We start from the raw sequence: 18,957 nt of genomic DNA on the forward strand, positions 1-18,957 counted from the left end.
AAAAAAAATTAACATTTAATAATTATGTTGTTTCTGATTTTAATAATGAAGCAATAAATATGGCTAAAATAATTATTAATGGTAGAACAGATTTTAATCCAATTTTTATATATGGATCATCAGGTTTAGGAAAAACACATTTATTAAATGCTATAAGTAATGAATTTTTAAATAAAAATAAAACAGTTAAATATATTAATCCTAATGTTTTTATAAGAGAAATGTCAATTATTTTACAGGAAAATGATCAAAATAAATTATTAGAAATAAAAAATCTTTTAAGTAAAGTTGATTTATTAATTTTTGACGATTTTCAAAGTTTAGCAATAGGGAATAAAAGAAAAACAATAAATTCTATATATAGTATTTTAGATACAAGAAAAACTGAAAATAAAATAACTATTGTTGCATCTGATAAATCTCTAGAATTATTAAGTAATAGTTTTGAAGATAGACTAATAACAAGATTATCAGAAGGTTTACAAATAGAAATTAAAAAACCGAATCAAAAAGATTTATATAAAGTTACAGAATTTTTAATTGATGATTTAAAAATGAATCATAATAATTGAGATGATGAAGCAATAAAATTTATAACAAGAAATTTTTCAAGCGATATAAGAAAAATTATAGGGGCTTTAAAAAAAGTTTTATTTCATAAAGAAACTATTGATAAAGATTTAAATTCTAAATATACATTAATAACTGTTAAAAATATACTATCAACTATACAAAAAAATAAAAAGAATATTACTCCTGAAACTATTATTGAGTATGTAAGTAAATATTATAAAATCTCTAAAAAAGAAATAATTGGTAAAAATAGAAAAAAAGAAGTTCTTTTAGCTAGAAATATAGCTATATATATAATCAAAGCTGAATTGGAACTATCTTTTGAAAAAATTGGTTCAATATTTGGAAATAGAGATCATTCAACAATAATTAATTCAATTAAAAAAATAAATGAAGAAATAAATAGTAAAGATCCAAATTTAAAACAAACAATTTCAGAAATAAATAATGATATTTATCGCTTAAATTAAGGAGAATAATGCAAATTTCAATAGCAAAAAAGATATTTGAAGAAACTATTGACATAGTAAGTAGATATACTGACCCTATTAATAGTTCTTATGGTTTAAGATGTATTTTATTTGAAATAACAAAAGAAAAAATAACGTTAAGTGCAACAAATGGTTTTATAAGTATTGTTAAATCAATTAATGTTGATAATCAAAAAATAAAAGTTATAGAGGAAGGAACATTTTTAATAAATGCAACATTAATAAAAAATGTAATTAGAAAAACTTCAGGAATTATTAATATTGATGATTTAAACGGTAGTATAAATATAGTTACTGATGATGTAAATTACACTTTAGCACCAAACAAAGTTGAAATTTTTAATGGTATCGAAGAATTATTTAATATTAAAAAAATAGAAATAGACACACATAAATTTAAAAAAGCAATTCAATCTGTTTCTTTTGCAACTTCACAAGATGATCATGTTTTGAAATGTATAAATTTTTCATTTAATGATACAAAAATTGAAATAACAGCAACAGATAAATATAGACTTGCAAGATACACATTAGATACTAAAGAAATTTTTACAAATGAATTTGATATTTCAGTATTATCATCTAGTGTGAAAGATCTTATTCCTAACGATTGTCCAAAAGAAGCTTATTTATTTTATAATAGTACTAAATTTGGTATTGAATATAAAAATACAATTATTACTGCTAATTCTTCAGATGTTACATATCCAAAATTAGAATATTTATTTGACACAAAAGAAATTAAAAGTACATTAAAAATTAAAAAAGACGTATTTATGGATTTAATGAATAAAGCTTATGTTATAAGTTCTCCTGGTTATAAAAAAATAAGTTTAGCAATAAATAAAAATGAATTAAAAATTTCAGTTTTAATTCCTGAAATCGGAACTTCGTTAGTAAAAACAAAAAACTTTGAATTCCAAAGTGAAAAACAAAATGTTTCTTTTGATTTAGATTTTAATTTTATAAAAGAATCACTAAGTGTTTATAGTGATGAAGTAGTATTATTAATAGATGATAAACCTTCAAAAATTTTAATTATTTCAAAATCTAATCAAGAAGCAAAACAAATAATTTCACCAACAAGAGGCTAAACAATGAATCAAATTATAATTGAAACAGATTTCATAACATTAGGTCAGTTTTTAAAAAAAGCAAAAATAATTGATACTGGTGGTCAAGCAAAATATTTTTTAGAATTTAATGATGTAAAAATTAACAATAATATTCCTCAAGGAAGATCATCAAAAATTTATCCAGGTGATGCTATTTGAATAAATAATATTGTTTATCAAGTTATAAAAAAATAGAATGAAAATTTAATCATTCTATTTTTTATAGTAATATAACACCTTCTTTTTTGTATTTTTCAATCATTTCTTCTGGTCAAATACCAACTTGAACTTCTCCTATGTGTTTTTTTTCTAATAAAAACATTGATAAGCGACTTTGACCAATACCACCTCCAATAGTTAAGGGAAATGTATTATTTATTATATTTTTATGATATAAAGCAAAATCATTTTCTTTTATATTAGCAAATTTTGCTTGTTCAAGTAAAGATTTTTCATTTACTCTTATCCCCATTGAAGATATTTCTAAAGCTTTATCATTTACAGCATCATAAACAATTAAATCACCATTTAAAGTTCAATCATCATAATCAAAAGCCCTATCAGAATGTTTTTTGTTATCTGGTAATAAAAAACCAATAGAGTATACAAAAAAAGCTTTTACTTCTTTACTATAAGCATTTTCTCTTTCTTCAGCTGACATATTAGGATATTTTTTAAAAAGTTCATACGAGCTTATAAAAGTTATTTCTTCCGGTAGTTTTTTACTCAATTGTGGAAAATCAAAAATTAATTTATGTTCGACAAATCTTATTGTTTTATAAATTTTTTTAACAATTGATTTTAAAAAGTCAATTGTTCTATCCTCTTTTTTGATTATGAGTTCTCAATCTCATTGGTCAACGTAATATGAATGTAAATAATCAACATTTTCCATTTGTCTAATAGCATTCATATCTGTTCATAAACCTTCGTAAATATTAAAATTATATCTATGTAATGCTTCTCTTTTTCATTTAGCTAAAGAGTGAACAATTTCTAAAGAATTAGTAATTTGTTTTGGTTTAAATTTAACTGGTTCTTCACCAGATAAACCATCATTAATTTTAGTGTTACTATTAACAAAAAGTGGAGCAGTAACTCTAACTAAATTAAGAGTTTTACTTAGATTTTTAATAAAAGCAAATTTTAATTCCTGGATTGCTAGTTGTGTTTCTTTAATGTTAAGTTTACTTTGATACATTTAAACCTTTTTTAATTCTTATCATTAATTGTAATTGCATACCATAAATTAAAAGTGAAATAGATTGATACATTATAGGAGTAGCTAAATTACTAAATCCACTCATTAAACCTAAAACAACAAAAAGTAAAATTCAACCTATATTATTTATACAAAAAAGTAAAACCATGTATATTGACATACCACCAAAATTTTTGGTTTCAAAACTTTTCAATACTTGAGGTAAAAAAGCAAAACAAGTAACCATAGGGAAAAAGTTTGCTAAAAAGGTTGCAAAATCTTTATTATTAGATCATTCTTGTGAATTGTTTATTTTTAAATATAAACCTAAAATCGAAATAATGGTTATTATAATACTAAAAGTAACAGTACTTATTAAAATATAAGGTGCAACTTTTTTATGTTGTTCTTTAAAAGAATATTTATATAAAAGATATAACACAATAGATTGAATAATTGAACAAATAGCATTAGCATAAACTGATGCTGCGTTTTTTGGTGAGTTGAATCCACCAAACAACATTCAACCTAATAATCCAATATAAAATATTCAATATGAAATAAATTTTGTATCTTTGTGTGTTTTTTTAACTTTTAATAAATGTATAAGTTGAGGAATAGATAAAGATAAAGTTACAATAAACACAAAAATACTTAAAAAAACAGCAATTTCACGTAAAACGGGAGTATTACTATTTATAGCAAAAAAAGTATACATATAATTTCCTTTATTTGCTACTTATAAGTAGCAAATAAATTATATAAAAAATATTATTTATAGAGGTAAATATTCAAAATTTGTAACATAATTAAAATAAAAACAAAACATTTATTATAATGTTTTGTTTAAATATTTTTTGCGATAAAATTCAGATTTTCTAACATAATGAATAATTAATGTTTGAATAATCATTCATAAACTACTAAAAATTCAATATATTTGAACTCCGGCAGTAAATAAAACACTAATAATTGTAAAAACAATTAACATAATATTTTGTGTTTTATTAGATTTTTTTAATGCCTTTTCTTCTTCAATAGATAATCTTTGTTTGTTTTTCTTTCTATTAAGTATTCTTGGAAGTATTTGTGAAATTAATTGAGTACTTAAAGTAACAATTAATAAAGCAATATATTGGAATTGACCTTCATAAATTAAATTTCTTCAAGAAGTAGCTGAGAATTCAAAACCTAATCAAGTAGTTGATTTAAGTGATGGTACACTTTGAATAACTCTTCACATAGCAAGAAAAATTGGTAAAGAAATAAAAGTACTTAAAATTATGTCAAATGGATTAATACCATGTTTTTTATATAACGTTTGTATTTCTTGTTGTTGTCTTGCTTTCATTTGTTTATCATGTTTAAACTCAGCATATTTAGCATCAATTTTAGCTTTTTTATGTTTTAACTCTTCTTGACGTGATTGAGTTACAGTAGCTTTTCATGTAAAAGCTAAAGCAATTAAACGAGTTACTACAACCGCAATAATAATTGCAAAAATAGTAGTTCAACCAAAAGCATTTGGCAATGGATTTCTAATAGAAGAAGTAATATATGAAATAGGATAAACAAATAAAGAGAAAAATGGTCCTAAATTTCATGATTCAACTCATGAGGTAATTGGTTTTTGTTCTATAGTATTTTGATAAGCTAATGAATTAATATCATTAAGATAATTACCAGCTTTATAATTAGAAGGATTTACCTTATCTAAATAAACAGGGTTATTATTATTGTCAAATGCTAAATTATTGTTTAAATCTAAGGCATGAACTTTATCTTTTACTTCAACAGTTAAAAAATTTAAATCTCTTAAATATTTTAATATGGTTTCGTTATACATAAAAATTGCATTAAATTGTTCTTCTGTTAAAGTTAAATTTTCTTTATGATCAATGATTTTGCTTAATATATTTTGATATTTTTCAGTTATGGTTGATCCTTCAATATCAAAATCTTTTATTGCATTAGCATAATATGTATTGTTATTTTCATCAAATGTTTTATTGTATAACAATTCTAAAACATCGCGATTAAATGTTAAATTAGCTTTATTATTAAAATTATTTTCAACTTCAAATAATGATGCTTTTGAATAAACAAATTTTTCAGTAGTTGAAAAGCTGTTTTTATCCTTATCTCACTTAAATGTTTCTTTTGTATATGGAGTATCACTATTAGTAATCAAAGTATATGTTTTATCATTTTGATTAAGTGTAAAAAAGTTATTTAAGTTATATTCAGGATTTAAAAATTTAATAGTTGTTAATTTAGGGTAAATCGATTTATAATTTTGTGAAGAAATAGCTTTAAATAAATATCTTTTAGTTTCTTCATTATAGATAATTGCATGTTGTGTATCATTTTGTTGATTTTTATCTATAAATTGAATACCACTTGAAAAAGAATTATATTTACCATATTCTCCATTGTCTTCTGCTGTTTGTTTTTGTATTTCTTCTAACGTGGTTGGGTCAGAATATTTAGATAAAAGGTAGTTAGCTTCTGTTAAGTGTTTGACTTCATAAAATTCATTTTCTTTTAAAAATTTATCATTCTTAGGAATATCACCGTTTGTAATAGTTCTTATTGAAGGAGCAATTTCGTTTTTATTTAAATAAAATTCTGTTCCTGCTCCAGAATAAGTGGAAGTTTTTACAACTCAAGTTTGTATACAACCAGTAAAAGTAATTCCAAAAATTAAAACATATAGAATCGTTTTAATTCAAAATCAAACACGTTTTCAAGTTTTTTTATTAGGATTATTGTTAGTATTGTTTTTACTAAAATAATCAAAATGTTTAGATCTATTCTTTTCCATTTTGTAGTTTATTAAATAACTTTCTAGTAGTTTCTAATTTAATTTGATAATTTTGTGTCAAAAATTCTTTTCTTAAAATTAATACAAAATGATATTTTAAATCGTATATATTTAACGAGTGAATAATATCTTTTAATTGTCTTTTGTAATAATTTCTATAAACGGCATTACAGAATTTTTTTGGCACAGTTATACCCATTTTAAAAGAACCGCTTGGCATATAATAGATGATTAAAAATTTATTAATTATCTGTTGTTTATTTTTAATTATGGTGTCAAATTCTCAACTTTTTTGCAAACGATATATTTTTTTCATTGTTTTATTTATCAGAAACAGTTAATCTTTTTCTACCTTTTGCTCTTCTAGCAGCTAAAATTTTTCTACCATTAGCTGTTGACATTCTTGCTCTAAAACCATGAGTTTTAGCGTGTTGTCTTTTATTTGGTTGATAAGTTCTTAAACTCATTTTCACTCCTTTTTTCTAATTTATTTTATAAACATTTTATAGTAAAATAAGGTTAAAATGCTTTTTATATTATATATTAATTAATAGCAAATATTACAATTTTATCTATAAAGTTTATAAAGTTGTAAAGAAAATAAGTAAAATAATATTGTATATTTTTTGTAAATAATAAAAAAGGGAATTTTATGTTAAATTTAAAATATTTATTAGATAACGAAGATTTAGTTAAAAAATTATATAGAACTAGAAAAATTGATAATGAAAAATTAAATAGATTATTTCAAATTGCAAAAGAACGTGGAAAATTAATGTTTCAAGCTCAACAAGCTAAAGCTGTTATTAGTGAAAAAAGTAAAAAAATTGCATTATTTAAAAATAATGCTATTGCTTTTAATGAACTTAAAAATGAATTAAGTTTAATTAAAAAAGAACAAAATATTTTAGAACAAAAAGCTACATCACTTGATTTAGAAGTAAAAAAAATTTTAGATTATTTACCTAATTTACCTTTAGAAGATGTTCCTTTAGGTGAAGATGATAATCAAAATGTAGTTTTAAATACATATGATAATTTAGGCAAGGGTTTAATAGTTAAAAATATTAAAGCACATTATGAAATAGCACAAGAATTAGATTTAATAGATATAAAGAGAGCAAGTAAATTATCTGGTTCAAGATTTGTTATTTACAAAAACAAAGGTTCTCAATTAGTAAGAGCTCTAAAAAATTTTTTATTAGATTTGCATATTAATAATAATTATCAAGAAATAGATATACCGGTTTTAGTTAAAGAAAATATAATGTATGGAACTGGTCAATTACCAAAATTTAAAGAAGATTTATTTTATTTAGAAAAAGAAAATTTATATCTTATACCTACAGCTGAAGTACCTATTACTAATTATTATAATGATGAAATAATAGATTTAACTAAGCCAATAAGATTGACTGGTTTTAGTCAATGTTTTAGGTCAGAAGCAGGTAGTGGTGGTAAAGATACAAAAGGTATTATTCGTTTACACCAATTTAAAAAAGTTGAATTAGTCAAAATTACAAGTGAAAAAGATGCTTTAAATGAATATAATCAATTAGTAAAACAAGCTAAATTAGCTTTAGAATTATTAGAATTACCTTTTAGAGAAGTATTATTATGTAGAGGCGATTTAGGTTTTTCTGCTAGAAAAACAATTGATTTAGAAGTTTGATTACCATCAGAAATGAAATTTAGAGAAATTAGTTCAGTTTCTTATATGGGAGATTTTCAAGCTAGAAGAGCAAAAATTAGATATAAAGATCAAAACGGGAATATTTCTTATGCTCATACTATGAATGCTTCAGGAGTGGCAATTGATAGATTAATAGCAGCTATATTGGAAAATTATCAAAATGAAGATGGTACTATTACAATACCTAAAAAATTAATTCCATATATGAATAATTTAGAAAAAATTGAATAATTTAAAAAAGAGCTTTTTTATAAGCTCTTTTTTAAATAATGTTTTATAAAATTATAGCTATTACAATAAATGAAATTATTGTTGCTAAGTATAAAAAACCATAAATAATTCCTAATGTAATAAGAGAATCTTTTTTATTTTGAGTAATACCATAGACAATACCTGCAGGTCAACAGAAAATTATTAGAACAATAAGTAAAGTAATGTTGAAATTTTCAATTTGAGTTATTTTTTCTTTTTTTGGCTCAATTTTAATTTTTTCTTGTATTTCTTCATTTACGTTTTTAATTTCATCTAATTGTTTTTCACTAGAATTTTGTTCTTTTTTAAAATAAATCATTTTTTATTTCCAATTATTTATAAATTTTATCTAGTTGATTTATTATATGGTATTCCCGAAGCTGCAGGAGCTTTAGATCTTTTAGACATAGAAATAACAACAATAAGTGTAAGTAAGTAAGGTACAATTTGGAAAATAGTTGATACTTGTTGTAATGATTGACTTATTTGTGGTGCTGCATATGCAATACCTAAAAATAATGAGAAAATTAAGGTTGATCCAGCAATAAGTAAAATATTTCATTGTCCCATAATCATAATTGCTAGAGCTAAATAACCTAAACCAGCAACATCACCATCAAAAGTCACTATTCTTTCAGTAGTTGCTTGAGCAAAAAAGGCTCCAGCTAATCCAGCTAATGTACCAGATATTAGTATTGAATGTCATTGGTATTTAGTAACATTAATACCAGCAACATCTGAAGCGTGTGGATTTTCACCGATACTTCTAAATCTTAAACCTCAATTGGTTTTATATAAAAGAATATAACCTACAACGATTATTAAAGCTGTTATTACTAAAGGAAAAGATATAATTGGTATTCTTCAAAGTCTATCTGGACTTTCAATAGCAAATTGTAAATAATTAATTCTATTTGCTAGTTGTTTTGCTTCACCAAATAAACTTAAACATAATAATGCTATTCCCGAAGCTAATAAGTTGAAAGCAAAACCAGAAATGGTTTGTGAACTTTTAAGTTTAATTGCTGCAAAAGCGAATAAAGTTGAACTAATTCCTCCAAAGAGCATACCTATTAATGTACCAGGTATTACTAAAAATTGAGAGTTAGAAATTCTTAACATATTGTGTGAAAATAATAAATATCCTAATGCACCAAAAATCATCATTCCATTAATAGCAATATTGACAATTCCACATTTTTCAGTGAACATACCCGATATGGCAGCTACAGATAAAATACAAAATAATAATAAAGTTCAATTAAAAGCAGTTGCAAAACCTAACATGATTCTACCTCCTTGCTTTTAGCTTTAGTGCATAATAATTCCTTTACAAAAGAATTATGAACAAATAAATTGTTATTTTTTACTGCTTCATTGTGTTCGTATTTAATAGTAGTTAATTCAGATTGATAATTCATTTTAATGATTTTTTTAGCATCATAATTTAAACTACGTAATTTTTCTAAATAATTCTTTTTATATTCAGCAAATTCAGTAAAGAAAGCTAGTATTTCTTCATTTGATAATTCACTTTTGTTTAGACTTAAAATTTGATTTTGTTTAATTTTATAATCTTTTTCTAATTGTTTAATTTGTGTTTTTCTTGTAAGAACACTTCTATTAAATTGTTTAATATCAAAACTTTTTACTTTGATAAATCTTAAATTTTTAAGATTTGTTTGATATTGTTCATTTAATGAAATTATTTCATTATTTTTATAATTATTTAATAACTCTTTATAAAAAGCAGTGTTTGCAGTTTTTTTATCTTTAAGTTCATTAATTTTTAATTGAACTTGATCTTGAATTGAATTAAAGTAATCTTTACATTCAAGATTCAATTGATTTTTTAATTCTTTAATTAATTGTGTTTGATCATCAAAATTGTTGATTTCTTCATTTAAATTAGATAATTCTAATGAATAATATTTATTTTCTGAATTAATAAAATAATTTGAGTCATTAAGAGAATCTAATTCGTTATTAATTTGGTTAATTTCTTCTTCTATTTGTTCTAATGAAAGATTATCAACGTTATAATTGACTATTAGTAATTCATTCAATTTATTTATTTTATTATTTTTTTCTTTTATTAAATTATTCAATTCAACAGCAAATAATTTATCAAAAGATTTAGTTAATTTTTTTAATTCCTTATTTTCTTTGTTAGTATCTTGTTCATTGTTTTCTTCAAGTGAGTTTAATAAGAAATCATCAAAATTATCTACTTTATCATTTTCATTTAATTGCTTAATTTGTTCTTTAAGTTCAATTAATTTTTCACTAAATAATTCAGGTTGAATATCTAAAATATTTTCTTGTTTTAAATATTCTTTTTCATTTTCTAATTCTAATATTTGACTATTAATTTGTGCAAAATTAATTTCATTTATATCTTCTGTGAATAATTTAGTTAATTTTTGAAGTTGATTTTTTCTTTCTAGTAAATTATGTTTTGTTTCACTATAAAGTTTATTTTTTAATTCTTTAAATTCTTTTTGGTTTTGATTAAAAATATTAAGTGTTTGTTCTAATTCCTTAATTTGCTTTTGTTTTTCAATTAATTCAAGTGAAGCAAAAGGATTAGCAGGATTTTGATAAGTTTTGTAATTTTTCAAAAATTTAATTTGATTTTTAATAACTAAATTTTCAAAAAATAAATCAGCTTTAGCTTTTTGTAATTTGTCAACTAATATTAAGCGAGATTCTAAATAATTTATTTTTTCAGCACATTGAAGATATAAAGAATAAAATTTAATTTTTGAATCTCTATATAATTGAATATTTTGATCTCAATTATAGTAATTAATATTTTTATCTACTTTATTTTTAATTTTTGAATATTTAGTAAATAATTTTAATTTTTTCTTTTTAGCAGCGAATAATTTTAATAATAATCAGAATTTTCTAGAAGAAATATTATTAATGTTAACGTAAGTAAATTTTAAAGGTTTAAAATTTAAAAACATTTGTGCTATAGCAGCTAAATAAAGAATTATTGAAGTAATAATAGGCAATTCATCAGGTTTAATATATAATGGAAAACTTTGTAAAGAAGGTCTAATTGTATATAAAATTGAATAAAAGAATCCAGCAATAATAACACCTATTGATGAATTAAGAGCAAGTAGAGCTATAGCAATAGCCTCAAATCCAATGGCTATTGGAGCAATATCACTAGCACCTAATAATGATTGATTAAAAACATAGTAGAAAAATCCGGCTACACCAGCTAAAGAAGCTGAAAAGGTCATAACGTATATTGTAGTAATTTTTTCATTTACTCCAATATATTCACCATTAGTTTTTGATAGACCCAACATTTTTAATTTATAACCCATTGCAGTGTTTTTATAAATTACAAACAAACTAATTGCTAGAACTAAAAATATTATTAAGAATGCAATACCAAAAATTAATTGCATATGTTCAGGATCGTTACCGGCAAATCTTATTGAACCAGCAACAATACCTCTTCCAGATTTAACATCAATATAATGTTCAGCTCTTTCCATGCCAAATGGTGAATTTTGGTAAACAAATAATCATCCGTTAACTTTAGCAACTATTCAGTTAATTAAAATTGTTGAAATAACTTCATGTACATTCAAAAAGGCTTTTAATAATCCGGATATCATACCTATTATTGCTGCGGCAACAACAGACATAATTAAACCTAATAATAATAAACCTATAGAAAGTTCTCTTATATTTAGAATGATGAAAAATGAATAAATAACTGTAGAAGAAATCATCATTTGGCCACTAATACCAATATTAAATAAGCCAGACTTAAATCCTACAGCTGATGCTAATCCAGAAAAACCAAAAATAACTAAATAAACAATAAATTTTTGTGTTTCTCTTGCTGATTTAAATGGATCAAGCATTTTTTGAAAGAAATAAAATGGATTATTTCTTGAACTAATACCAATAAAAACTAATGAAATCATTAATCCGAAAAATACAGCTCAAAAGGAAGAAACAATTTTTCTTGCAGCACTTTTATTTTTATCCAATCTTATAAATGCACTTAATTTGTTAGATAAATTATTGTATTGTTGTTTGATAGAACTTAATGTGCTATTCATTAATACCTCCTTTCTTATTTGCCATATAATCACCTATTTCTTTTCTTGTAATTTTCTTAGCATCTCTTAAAACAGCAATTTTACCTTCATTTAAAACAGCAATAGTATCAGCAAGAGCTAATACTTCGTCAAGTTCGTAAGAAATAAGTAAAATTCCTTTTCCATTAGCTTTTTCTTTAAGTATTTCAGTATGAATATTTTTAATAGCTTTGACGTCTAAACCACGAGTAGGTTGCATTATTATAATAAAATCATGTGGTGTTTCTATTTCTCTACCAACAATAAATTTTTGTTGGTTACCTCCAGAAAGTGAACGAGATAATGCTAGACCATTTAAACTACCTCTAACATCATATTTATTAATAATTTTGTCAGCTTGATTAGAAACAGCTTTATTGGAAATAATTCCTAATTTAACAAATTTTTTATCTCATAAACGTCTTAAAATAGTGTTTTCTTTAATTGTATAATCAAGAATTAAGCCATGTGCATGACGATCAGTAGGGATATAAGAAATATTTAATTTAGATCTTTCTTTTACACCTTTATTGGTTATATCAATTAATTCTCCATTAGAATTTCTTAATAAAATTTTTCCACTATCAGGTTTGATAAGACCAGATGCTATTTTTTCTATTTCTCTTTGTCCATTTCCTTCAACACCGGCAATTGCTACTATTTCACCTTTGTGAACTTTTAATGATAGTTCATCAAGATTTTTTTCTTGTTTTTTAGTTGAAACATTTTGTAATTCAAAAACGACTTCATCTCTAGTAGCAGGAGTATCATTAACTGACATGACTATATTAGTACCAACCATAGCTTTTACTAATTCGTCCATTGAAGTTTGTTTCATATCAAAAGTATTAATTGATTTACCATGTCTTAAAACAGTAGCATAATCAGCAACTTGCTGAATTTCATTCAATTTGTGTGTAATAAAAATAATTGTTTTACCAGCTTGTCTAAAAATTTCAAAAGATTTTAATAGTCCTTGAATTTCTTCATCTGTTAAAACAGCGGTAGGTTCATCAAAAACTAGAATTTCATTATCTCTATAAAGCATTTTCATTATTTCAACTTTTTGTTGTGTAGAAACTGTAGCTTGTCCGCTTTTTTGTTTTAAATTGAAATATAAATTATAGGTTTCTTGTAATGCTTTAATTTTCTTTTCAGAAGTTTTACGATCTAAAATACCTTTTTTAGTAAATTCATCACCTAAGATAATATTATCCAAATTGGTATAAACTTTTACAAGTTTAAAATGTTGGTGAACCATTCCTATTCCATAATTAGCAGCATCATTAGGGCTTTTGAAATAAACATTATTACCGTTTATAGCAATTTCCCCTGATGTAGGTTCATATAATCCAAAAAGAATACTCATCAGAGTACTCTTTCCTGCTCCGTTTTCCCCTACCAAAGCATGAATAGTCCCCTTTTTAACGTTAAAGCTAACATTATCGTTAGCTTTAATTCCAGGGAATATTTTGGTTATATTTTTAAATTCTATTGCGTATTGTGAATTACTCATCAGTTAATTAAGATTGAGTATTTGTAGAGGTTTCTACTGTTTTATTAATTAAGGCTGCTAATTGATTAATTCTATCTTTGGCATTTGAAACTACTGAACCATTTTTTTCAACAACATTATCAACTAGTCATTTGTGTGTAGCTTCGTCTAAAGAATTATAAATTTTTTGTGCTTCTTCTAAACTTGCATTAGCTAAAGCAGTTTCGTTACCTTGTAAATGAGTTGATGTAACACCGGTTCATCCTTCTTTAACACCATTTACAACAGTAGCATTTTTAACTCCTAATTCAAAACCATTTAAATAGGAAGCTTTTTCACTAATAATTGCACCAACAACATCATATAATGATTGTCCAATTTTTTTGATAATAGAAGTGAAATATTTTGAAGATTGTGAATGGTCTGAAATAGCTTGATCAGTATCAACACCAACAAGATAAGGAACTGATGGTTGACTACTTACAAATTGGTTTCATAATCCAGCTACAGGTAAAATAACAGTTGGTTTTAAATCTATAGAATTAACACGAACAAGGGTTTGTTTTTCAGTATCGCTAGGATTGAAGAATGAATCTAAGTAAACTTCATTATTATTAGTTTTAATGGTAGTTTTTTTATCAAGGTTTTTATTATTAAATTCATAAATACCTTTCATAAAACCTTCGATAAAATCAGTTACACCAGGGAATGCTCCACCACCAAAAGCACTAAAAGTTCTTTCTTCTGCTTTTTTATCTTTTAAGAAATTAGCCACTGCATGGCCAGCAATAAAACCTGCTTCTTTAGTGTTGTATTGAATTGAAATAATATATCCTTCTAAATCAGACATATGTTTGTAATCTTTATCATTAAAGTCAAAACCAAAGTCTATAGCGATAATAATCATTTTGTTGTCTTTTATTCTTTGTTTGTTACGTTCATTTTGGGTTCATAAACCAAATTTTTCCCCATGATGAAAACCAGTAAGTACAAGAATTTGAGCTCCATTATTTACTGCAGCATCATATTGTTCAGCAAAATTTTCTCCTACAGTTTGATAAACATTATATTTATTAGCAGGAATTTTATTTTGTTCTGCTAAATCTACAATAGCTTCTCAACTTGATTGGTTAAATGATTTATCTTCTAAAACACCACCGTCAGTTACAACAGCAATATGAGGAACTTTTTCTAATTGTTCAGAAGTTATTTGAAATTCACTTCTGGTTTGAATGCCAGCAACTTTATCTCTAGGTGCTAATGGGTGTTTAGAAACACCATTTTCACATGATATAGCTACTATAGGTAAAATTGTTAAAGAACTACTTAAAGCACCTATAGCAAGTAAGTTTTTAACTCTTTTTTTCATGTATTCTCCTTATTGTTCTTGTTTAAAAATATTTTTAAACTTCATATACTAATTTTTTTGATTTTTTAGTGTTAGTAAGTGTTAGTATATGACTATATAAATTATAAATTAAAATAAAATATATGTTTATTTATGCTAATAAATAAAAAACCAAATGTGAAAAAAAATAAAAATTTACACATTTGATTAGTTATTTAAATTTAAACTAGGTAAAAAAGAACTAAAAATATCTTGAGTTTTTAAAATAATTTCTTTATTTTTTATAAGAAAATCTCTTAATTGATCAATTAAATTATTTATTGTTTGAATATATTTTATAGTTAAATCTTTATCATTTTCTAATTTATTAATAGTTTCTATTTTTTCTTTAAATAATTTAGAAATAGTATCTATTAATGAAATAATAGTTGTTGAATTTTCACTATTATTAGGCAATAATGTTAATAATGCTTTTAAGGCATCAAATTCTTTAATCAAACTATTCTTTTTTAAATATTCTAAGGACTCTTTAATATATTTAGTTTTTTCTTCATAAGAATAATTTTTAATTTTTTCTTTTAAGGTTTCAATATTTTGTTCTTTACTTAAACTAGCTATGTGATTTTTTATATTTTGAAAAATTAAATTATAAAAAAAACTTGTTTTATATTCTTGTTCTAATAAATTCAAAGTATTATTAAAATTATTATAAAGTTTATCAATTTCACTATTTGCACGTTCATTATCACTTTGTGTTTCACTGCAAGCAATTATTGTTAATGGTAATAAGGTTGTAGTTAAGGAAGTTAATTTAATTATTTTTAATTTCATGTTTATTTTCCTTTTTGTCCAATTTGAGGCATTTTAATATAGTATGGTTCAATATCCATTATATTTGGATTATCTTTAAATAAAGATAAATATTTACTAAAATTGTTAATAAATTCTTCATATTTTATTTTAAATAAAAGATTTTTATTTTCATTGATTAATCTAATTTCAATATTTGAAGAATTAAATATTTCTTGAACATTTCAAATATAGAATTTATTTCCTGCTGCATTAATAGCTAGAGTTTTTTGCTCAGGATATTGTTTGTTTAATATTTGAAATGTACTTGTAGTTTTAATTTGAGCATTAGTTAGTAAAGCTATTGTTCTTAAATAAACTAAACCTATTCTTACTCCTGTGAAATAACCAGGGCCAATATTTAAATAAAAAGTTTTAAAATCATTTATTGAAAGTTTTAATTCCTTTAAAAATTTTTCGACATATTCAACTATTAGATTAACTTTTTTAGGGTAATTATGTAAAATGATTTGTTTTAAAATATTAAATTTTGAATCAAAAATTGCTAAAACAAAATCATCATTTGCTGTATCTAAATATAAATGCATATTAATTCCTTACTTTAATAATATATTCTCTAGAATTATTTTCTAGTACTTTTACATTAATATAAAGATAATTATCAACATATAAATCTATGTTTTCTGCTCATTCAATTGCTATTAAATTATCTTCAAAATAATCTTCAAATTCACTTAAATCACCGTTTAAATTGTAAGCATCAATATGTACTAAACCATTGTATATTTTAATGTAATTAAAAGTTGGAGAAGTTATATTTTCTTTTATTTTTAGGTCTTTAGCTATTTGTTTTATTAAAGCTGTTTTGCCTGCTCCTAATTCTCCTGATAATAATACCATTTTACTTGGAGTAAGTTTATTTAAAACAAAAGTTGAAATTGTTTTTAGATCAGTCAAATTTTTTGCAACATATTTAATTTTCATTTTCATTAATTATAATAAAAACAAGACAAAAATAAATATATAAAAACTTATTATCTTAAACGCGACAATATAAACGGGACACTTTTTTTAGTATGTGTCCCGTTTATATTGTCACGTTTTAATGAATTCTATTTTATTTATTCAAAACTAATTTCTTTCTTTAATAATTGCTATAAAGTTAAGCATGTTTAAAAATACGTGTATAAGCATTAAAACAAAAAATGGTATAGTTACTGCCGTGTGTATATATAAAGTAAAAGGAAGTATTAAACTTGCAAATGCAATTATTACTAAGTTCATTAAAAATAACATTATTGAAGCAATTATTAAATCATTTCTTTTACTTAATTTAGGGTTAATAAAGTCAACATTTCTTATTACCAATAAAGAATTAAGAGAATTATTTTTATGTACTATTTTTAAGCTTATAAAATAAAGTAAAAAGGAAAATAAAATTACAGTTCATAAAGGCACAAAAAATTTTAAAATATTTCAATTCGAAAAATGAGTTAAACTATAATTTATTTTTTCTTGAATTGATGGATAAGTAGTTCACCTTAATTGATCATTTAAAATATAAATAAATATTGGCAGAAAAATTAATGAAATAATTAAAGCAATTCAAGTAAATATTGAAATGTATCTCATTATTATTTTTCTATTTAAAATATTTGTTTTCATAAAAACTCTTATTATCTAAGATAAATTTATTACCAGCTTGTTCTACTTTTTATAAAATTATCAATTGTCTTTCCTGTAAAATATGTATCATAAAATTTGAATACACTATTTACTTTGCCTAAATCCTTTTTATTCTTTAATTCAATATTAAAATAATAAGAACCCCATGCACTAGTATAATATGAATATAAAACAGAGTTAGTTCTCTTTTGCCCTCAGGCCATTGATCCTAGAAACATATCAGTTTTATCATCATAACCATACATTATATAAGCGTGATTAGGTCAAAATCCTTCTATAGGGGCGACTCCTAATATGGTAGGTACTCCTTTTTTTACATATTCTCACGTTTTTTTATAACCACCATATTTATGATTAAAATTTCATTTATTTATTTCATCATTATTATTAATAAATTTCTTTATTGCTGTTTCATAAAGTTTTCCAGTTTTTAGATTTAATTTTCTACCGGCATTATTAAATAAGGTCATAGCTAAACTTGATTCTGGTTTATTATATAAATGATATCTAAAAACAGGAGATGAATTTTCTAAAATTTTGTCATGACCACTATCTTTTGTATAAAAGTCAAATTTTTCCTTACTAAAAATCCCTGATTTAATAAATATTTCATTATATAACATTAATTGGCTTAAAGCCACATATTCACATAAACCTTTTTCCCCTGAATGAGTTATATCAAAACTCAAATCAACATATCCTGATTTTTCTTTGTTATCTCTTGAAGCAAATCACCAAGAATAAGGCACAGTTGTACTTACTTTAAATACACCATTATAATCATAATTAATATATGGATAATTATTATTAGTATCATTACTTCTTTTTTTTCTTATTTTTATATTATTTGATGGTTTTTCACGATTTTTATCAATTGTAATATATGCTTTTTCTATATCATCATATGATACTTCTATATTGTTAACATCAAAATATTTATTTTCATTTACAGTAAGAATACCTAAAAAACCACCATAAATAATATTCATATTAACTAAATGAATAGGAACTTTAGTGTTATTTATTTCTATTGTTATATTAGAGTCTATGTCTAATACACTATAATAATTATCAAATACTATTAAAAGCAATTTTTTATTTTTAATATCTTGTATTTCTTTATGAAATATTACATTTTCTGCTTCTGGTATTAAACTTTTTATTTTTTTAATTTCGCTGTCTAATAAACTATTATTTTCTTTAATATTCATACTTAATGCCACTAAAAATGGTGTAGTAGAAATAGAGCTAAATAATAGTATATTAATTTTCTTTTTGAATTTTTTCATATAAAAACTTCCCCTTTTATATATATTAATTATATTACTTTAAAAAGTTAAAGTAAATGCAATAGGAA

General features: G+C 23.2%; 19 protein-coding genes. 4 read left to right on the top strand and 15 right to left on the bottom strand.

Annotated elements, in window-relative coordinates; genetic code table 4:
• Positions 1 to 8: 8 nt before the first annotated feature.
• From NPA14_RS00005 to NPA14_RS00015, 3 genes are read left to right on the top strand one after another with little or no spacing between them, the layout of a single operon-like run.
• Complete coding sequence (locus NPA14_RS00005; RefSeq protein ID WP_257076241.1) at positions 9 to 1,043, top strand: DnaA ATPase domain-containing protein; 1,035 nt, start codon at positions 9 to 11, stop codon at positions 1,041 to 1,043.
• An 8-nt stretch (positions 1,044 to 1,051) separates the two neighbouring features.
• Positions 1,052 to 2,158, top strand: a complete 1,107-nt coding sequence (locus NPA14_RS00010; RefSeq protein WP_257075923.1) for a DNA polymerase III subunit beta — start codon at positions 1,052 to 1,054, stop codon at positions 2,156 to 2,158.
• A 3-nt stretch (positions 2,159 to 2,161) separates the two neighbouring features.
• The gene (locus NPA14_RS00015) at positions 2,162 to 2,374 is read left to right on the top strand and encodes an RNA-binding S4 domain-containing protein (RefSeq protein ID WP_257075925.1); all 213 of its coding nucleotides are present in this window, start codon (positions 2,162 to 2,164) and stop codon (positions 2,372 to 2,374) included.
• A gap of 25 nt (positions 2,375 to 2,399) precedes the next feature.
• On the opposite strand, the gene asnA is transcribed toward NPA14_RS00015, so the two are convergent.
• The 5 genes from asnA to rpmH all read right to left on the bottom strand — a co-directional run bounded on the left by asnA (position 2,400) and on the right by rpmH (position 6,671).
• Positions 2,400 to 3,380, bottom strand: coding sequence for an aspartate--ammonia ligase (gene asnA / locus NPA14_RS00020; protein ID WP_257075926.1), 981 nt, complete (start codon positions 3,378 to 3,380; stop codon positions 2,400 to 2,402).
• On the bottom strand, positions 3,367 to 4,098 hold the full coding sequence (locus NPA14_RS00025; RefSeq protein WP_257075927.1) for a PQ-loop domain-containing transporter: 732 nt from the start codon (positions 4,096 to 4,098) through the stop codon (positions 3,367 to 3,369). Before NPA14_RS00025 ends, asnA begins: the two co-directional genes overlap by 14 nt.
• A gap of 114 nt (positions 4,099 to 4,212) precedes the next feature.
• Positions 4,213 to 6,204 carry a membrane protein insertase YidC gene (gene yidC, locus NPA14_RS00030; RefSeq protein ID WP_257075929.1) on the bottom strand — a complete coding sequence of 664 codons (1,992 nt, stop codon included), beginning with the start codon at positions 6,202 to 6,204 and terminating at the stop codon, positions 4,213 to 4,215.
• Complete coding sequence (rnpA, locus tag NPA14_RS00035) at positions 6,191 to 6,520, bottom strand: ribonuclease P protein component (RefSeq protein WP_257075930.1); 330 nt, start codon at positions 6,518 to 6,520, stop codon at positions 6,191 to 6,193. The genes yidC and rnpA overlap by 14 nt, the downstream gene beginning before the upstream one ends.
• Positions 6,521 to 6,524: 4 nt before the next feature.
• Positions 6,525 to 6,671 carry a 50S ribosomal protein L34 gene (gene rpmH, locus NPA14_RS00040; protein ID WP_257075931.1) on the bottom strand — a complete coding sequence of 49 codons (147 nt, stop codon included), beginning with the start codon at positions 6,669 to 6,671 and terminating at the stop codon, positions 6,525 to 6,527.
• A gap of 185 nt (positions 6,672 to 6,856) precedes the next feature.
• Between rpmH and serS the strand changes: the two genes are divergently transcribed.
• The gene (gene serS / locus NPA14_RS00045) at positions 6,857 to 8,128 is read left to right on the top strand and encodes a serine--tRNA ligase (RefSeq protein WP_257075932.1); all 1,272 of its coding nucleotides are present in this window, start codon (positions 6,857 to 6,859) and stop codon (positions 8,126 to 8,128) included.
• 43 nt (positions 8,129 to 8,171) lie between these two features.
• Here serS and NPA14_RS00050 read toward each other — a convergent pair whose 3' ends face one another.
• The 10 genes from NPA14_RS00050 to NPA14_RS00095 all read right to left on the bottom strand — a co-directional run bounded on the left by NPA14_RS00050 (position 8,172) and on the right by NPA14_RS00095 (position 18,889).
• Positions 8,172 to 8,468 (bottom strand): hypothetical protein, encoded by a 297-nt coding sequence (locus tag NPA14_RS00050; RefSeq protein ID WP_257075933.1) that lies wholly within the window; start codon positions 8,466 to 8,468, stop codon positions 8,172 to 8,174.
• 26 nt (positions 8,469 to 8,494) lie between these two features.
• Positions 8,495 to 9,436 carry an ABC transporter permease gene (locus NPA14_RS00055; RefSeq protein ID WP_257075934.1) on the bottom strand — a complete coding sequence of 314 codons (942 nt, stop codon included), beginning with the start codon at positions 9,434 to 9,436 and terminating at the stop codon, positions 8,495 to 8,497.
• Complete coding sequence (locus tag NPA14_RS00060; RefSeq protein WP_257075936.1) at positions 9,430 to 12,243, bottom strand: hypothetical protein; 2,814 nt, start codon at positions 12,241 to 12,243, stop codon at positions 9,430 to 9,432. The genes NPA14_RS00055 and NPA14_RS00060 overlap by 7 nt, the downstream gene beginning before the upstream one ends.
• The gene (locus tag NPA14_RS00065; protein ID WP_257075937.1) at positions 12,236 to 13,777 is read right to left on the bottom strand and encodes an ABC transporter ATP-binding protein; all 1,542 of its coding nucleotides are present in this window, start codon (positions 13,775 to 13,777) and stop codon (positions 12,236 to 12,238) included. The genes NPA14_RS00060 and NPA14_RS00065 overlap by 8 nt, the downstream gene beginning before the upstream one ends.
• Before the next feature lie 7 nt (positions 13,778 to 13,784).
• Positions 13,785 to 15,125 carry a BMP family ABC transporter substrate-binding protein gene (locus tag NPA14_RS00070; protein ID WP_257075938.1) on the bottom strand — a complete coding sequence of 447 codons (1,341 nt, stop codon included), beginning with the start codon at positions 15,123 to 15,125 and terminating at the stop codon, positions 13,785 to 13,787.
• Positions 15,126 to 15,311: 186 nt separating this feature from the next.
• A complete protein-coding gene (locus tag NPA14_RS00075) occupies positions 15,312 to 15,935 on the bottom strand; it encodes a hypothetical protein (RefSeq protein ID WP_257075939.1) in 624 nt (207 codons plus the stop codon).
• A 2-nt stretch (positions 15,936 to 15,937) separates the two neighbouring features.
• Positions 15,938 to 16,501 carry a tRNA (adenosine(37)-N6)-threonylcarbamoyltransferase complex dimerization subunit type 1 TsaB gene (gene tsaB, locus NPA14_RS00080; RefSeq protein WP_257075940.1) on the bottom strand — a complete coding sequence of 188 codons (564 nt, stop codon included), beginning with the start codon at positions 16,499 to 16,501 and terminating at the stop codon, positions 15,938 to 15,940.
• A 1-nt stretch (position 16,502) separates the two neighbouring features.
• Positions 16,503 to 16,904 carry a tRNA (adenosine(37)-N6)-threonylcarbamoyltransferase complex ATPase subunit type 1 TsaE gene (gene tsaE / locus NPA14_RS00085; RefSeq protein WP_306428728.1) on the bottom strand — a complete coding sequence of 134 codons (402 nt, stop codon included), beginning with the start codon at positions 16,902 to 16,904 and terminating at the stop codon, positions 16,503 to 16,505.
• Between the two features lie 141 nt (positions 16,905 to 17,045).
• Positions 17,046 to 17,579 (bottom strand): hypothetical protein, encoded by a 534-nt coding sequence (locus tag NPA14_RS00090; RefSeq protein ID WP_257075942.1) that lies wholly within the window; start codon positions 17,577 to 17,579, stop codon positions 17,046 to 17,048.
• Between the two features lie 29 nt (positions 17,580 to 17,608).
• On the bottom strand, positions 17,609 to 18,889 hold the full coding sequence (locus NPA14_RS00095) for a putative cysteine peptidase (protein WP_257075944.1): 1,281 nt from the start codon (positions 18,887 to 18,889) through the stop codon (positions 17,609 to 17,611).
• Positions 18,890 to 18,957 lie beyond the last annotated feature (68 nt).

The sequence above is a fragment of the Mycoplasma sp. 1018B genome (genome assembly GCF_024582675.1).
GTDB lineage: Bacteria > Bacillota_I > Bacilli_A > Mycoplasmatales > Metamycoplasmataceae > Mycoplasmopsis.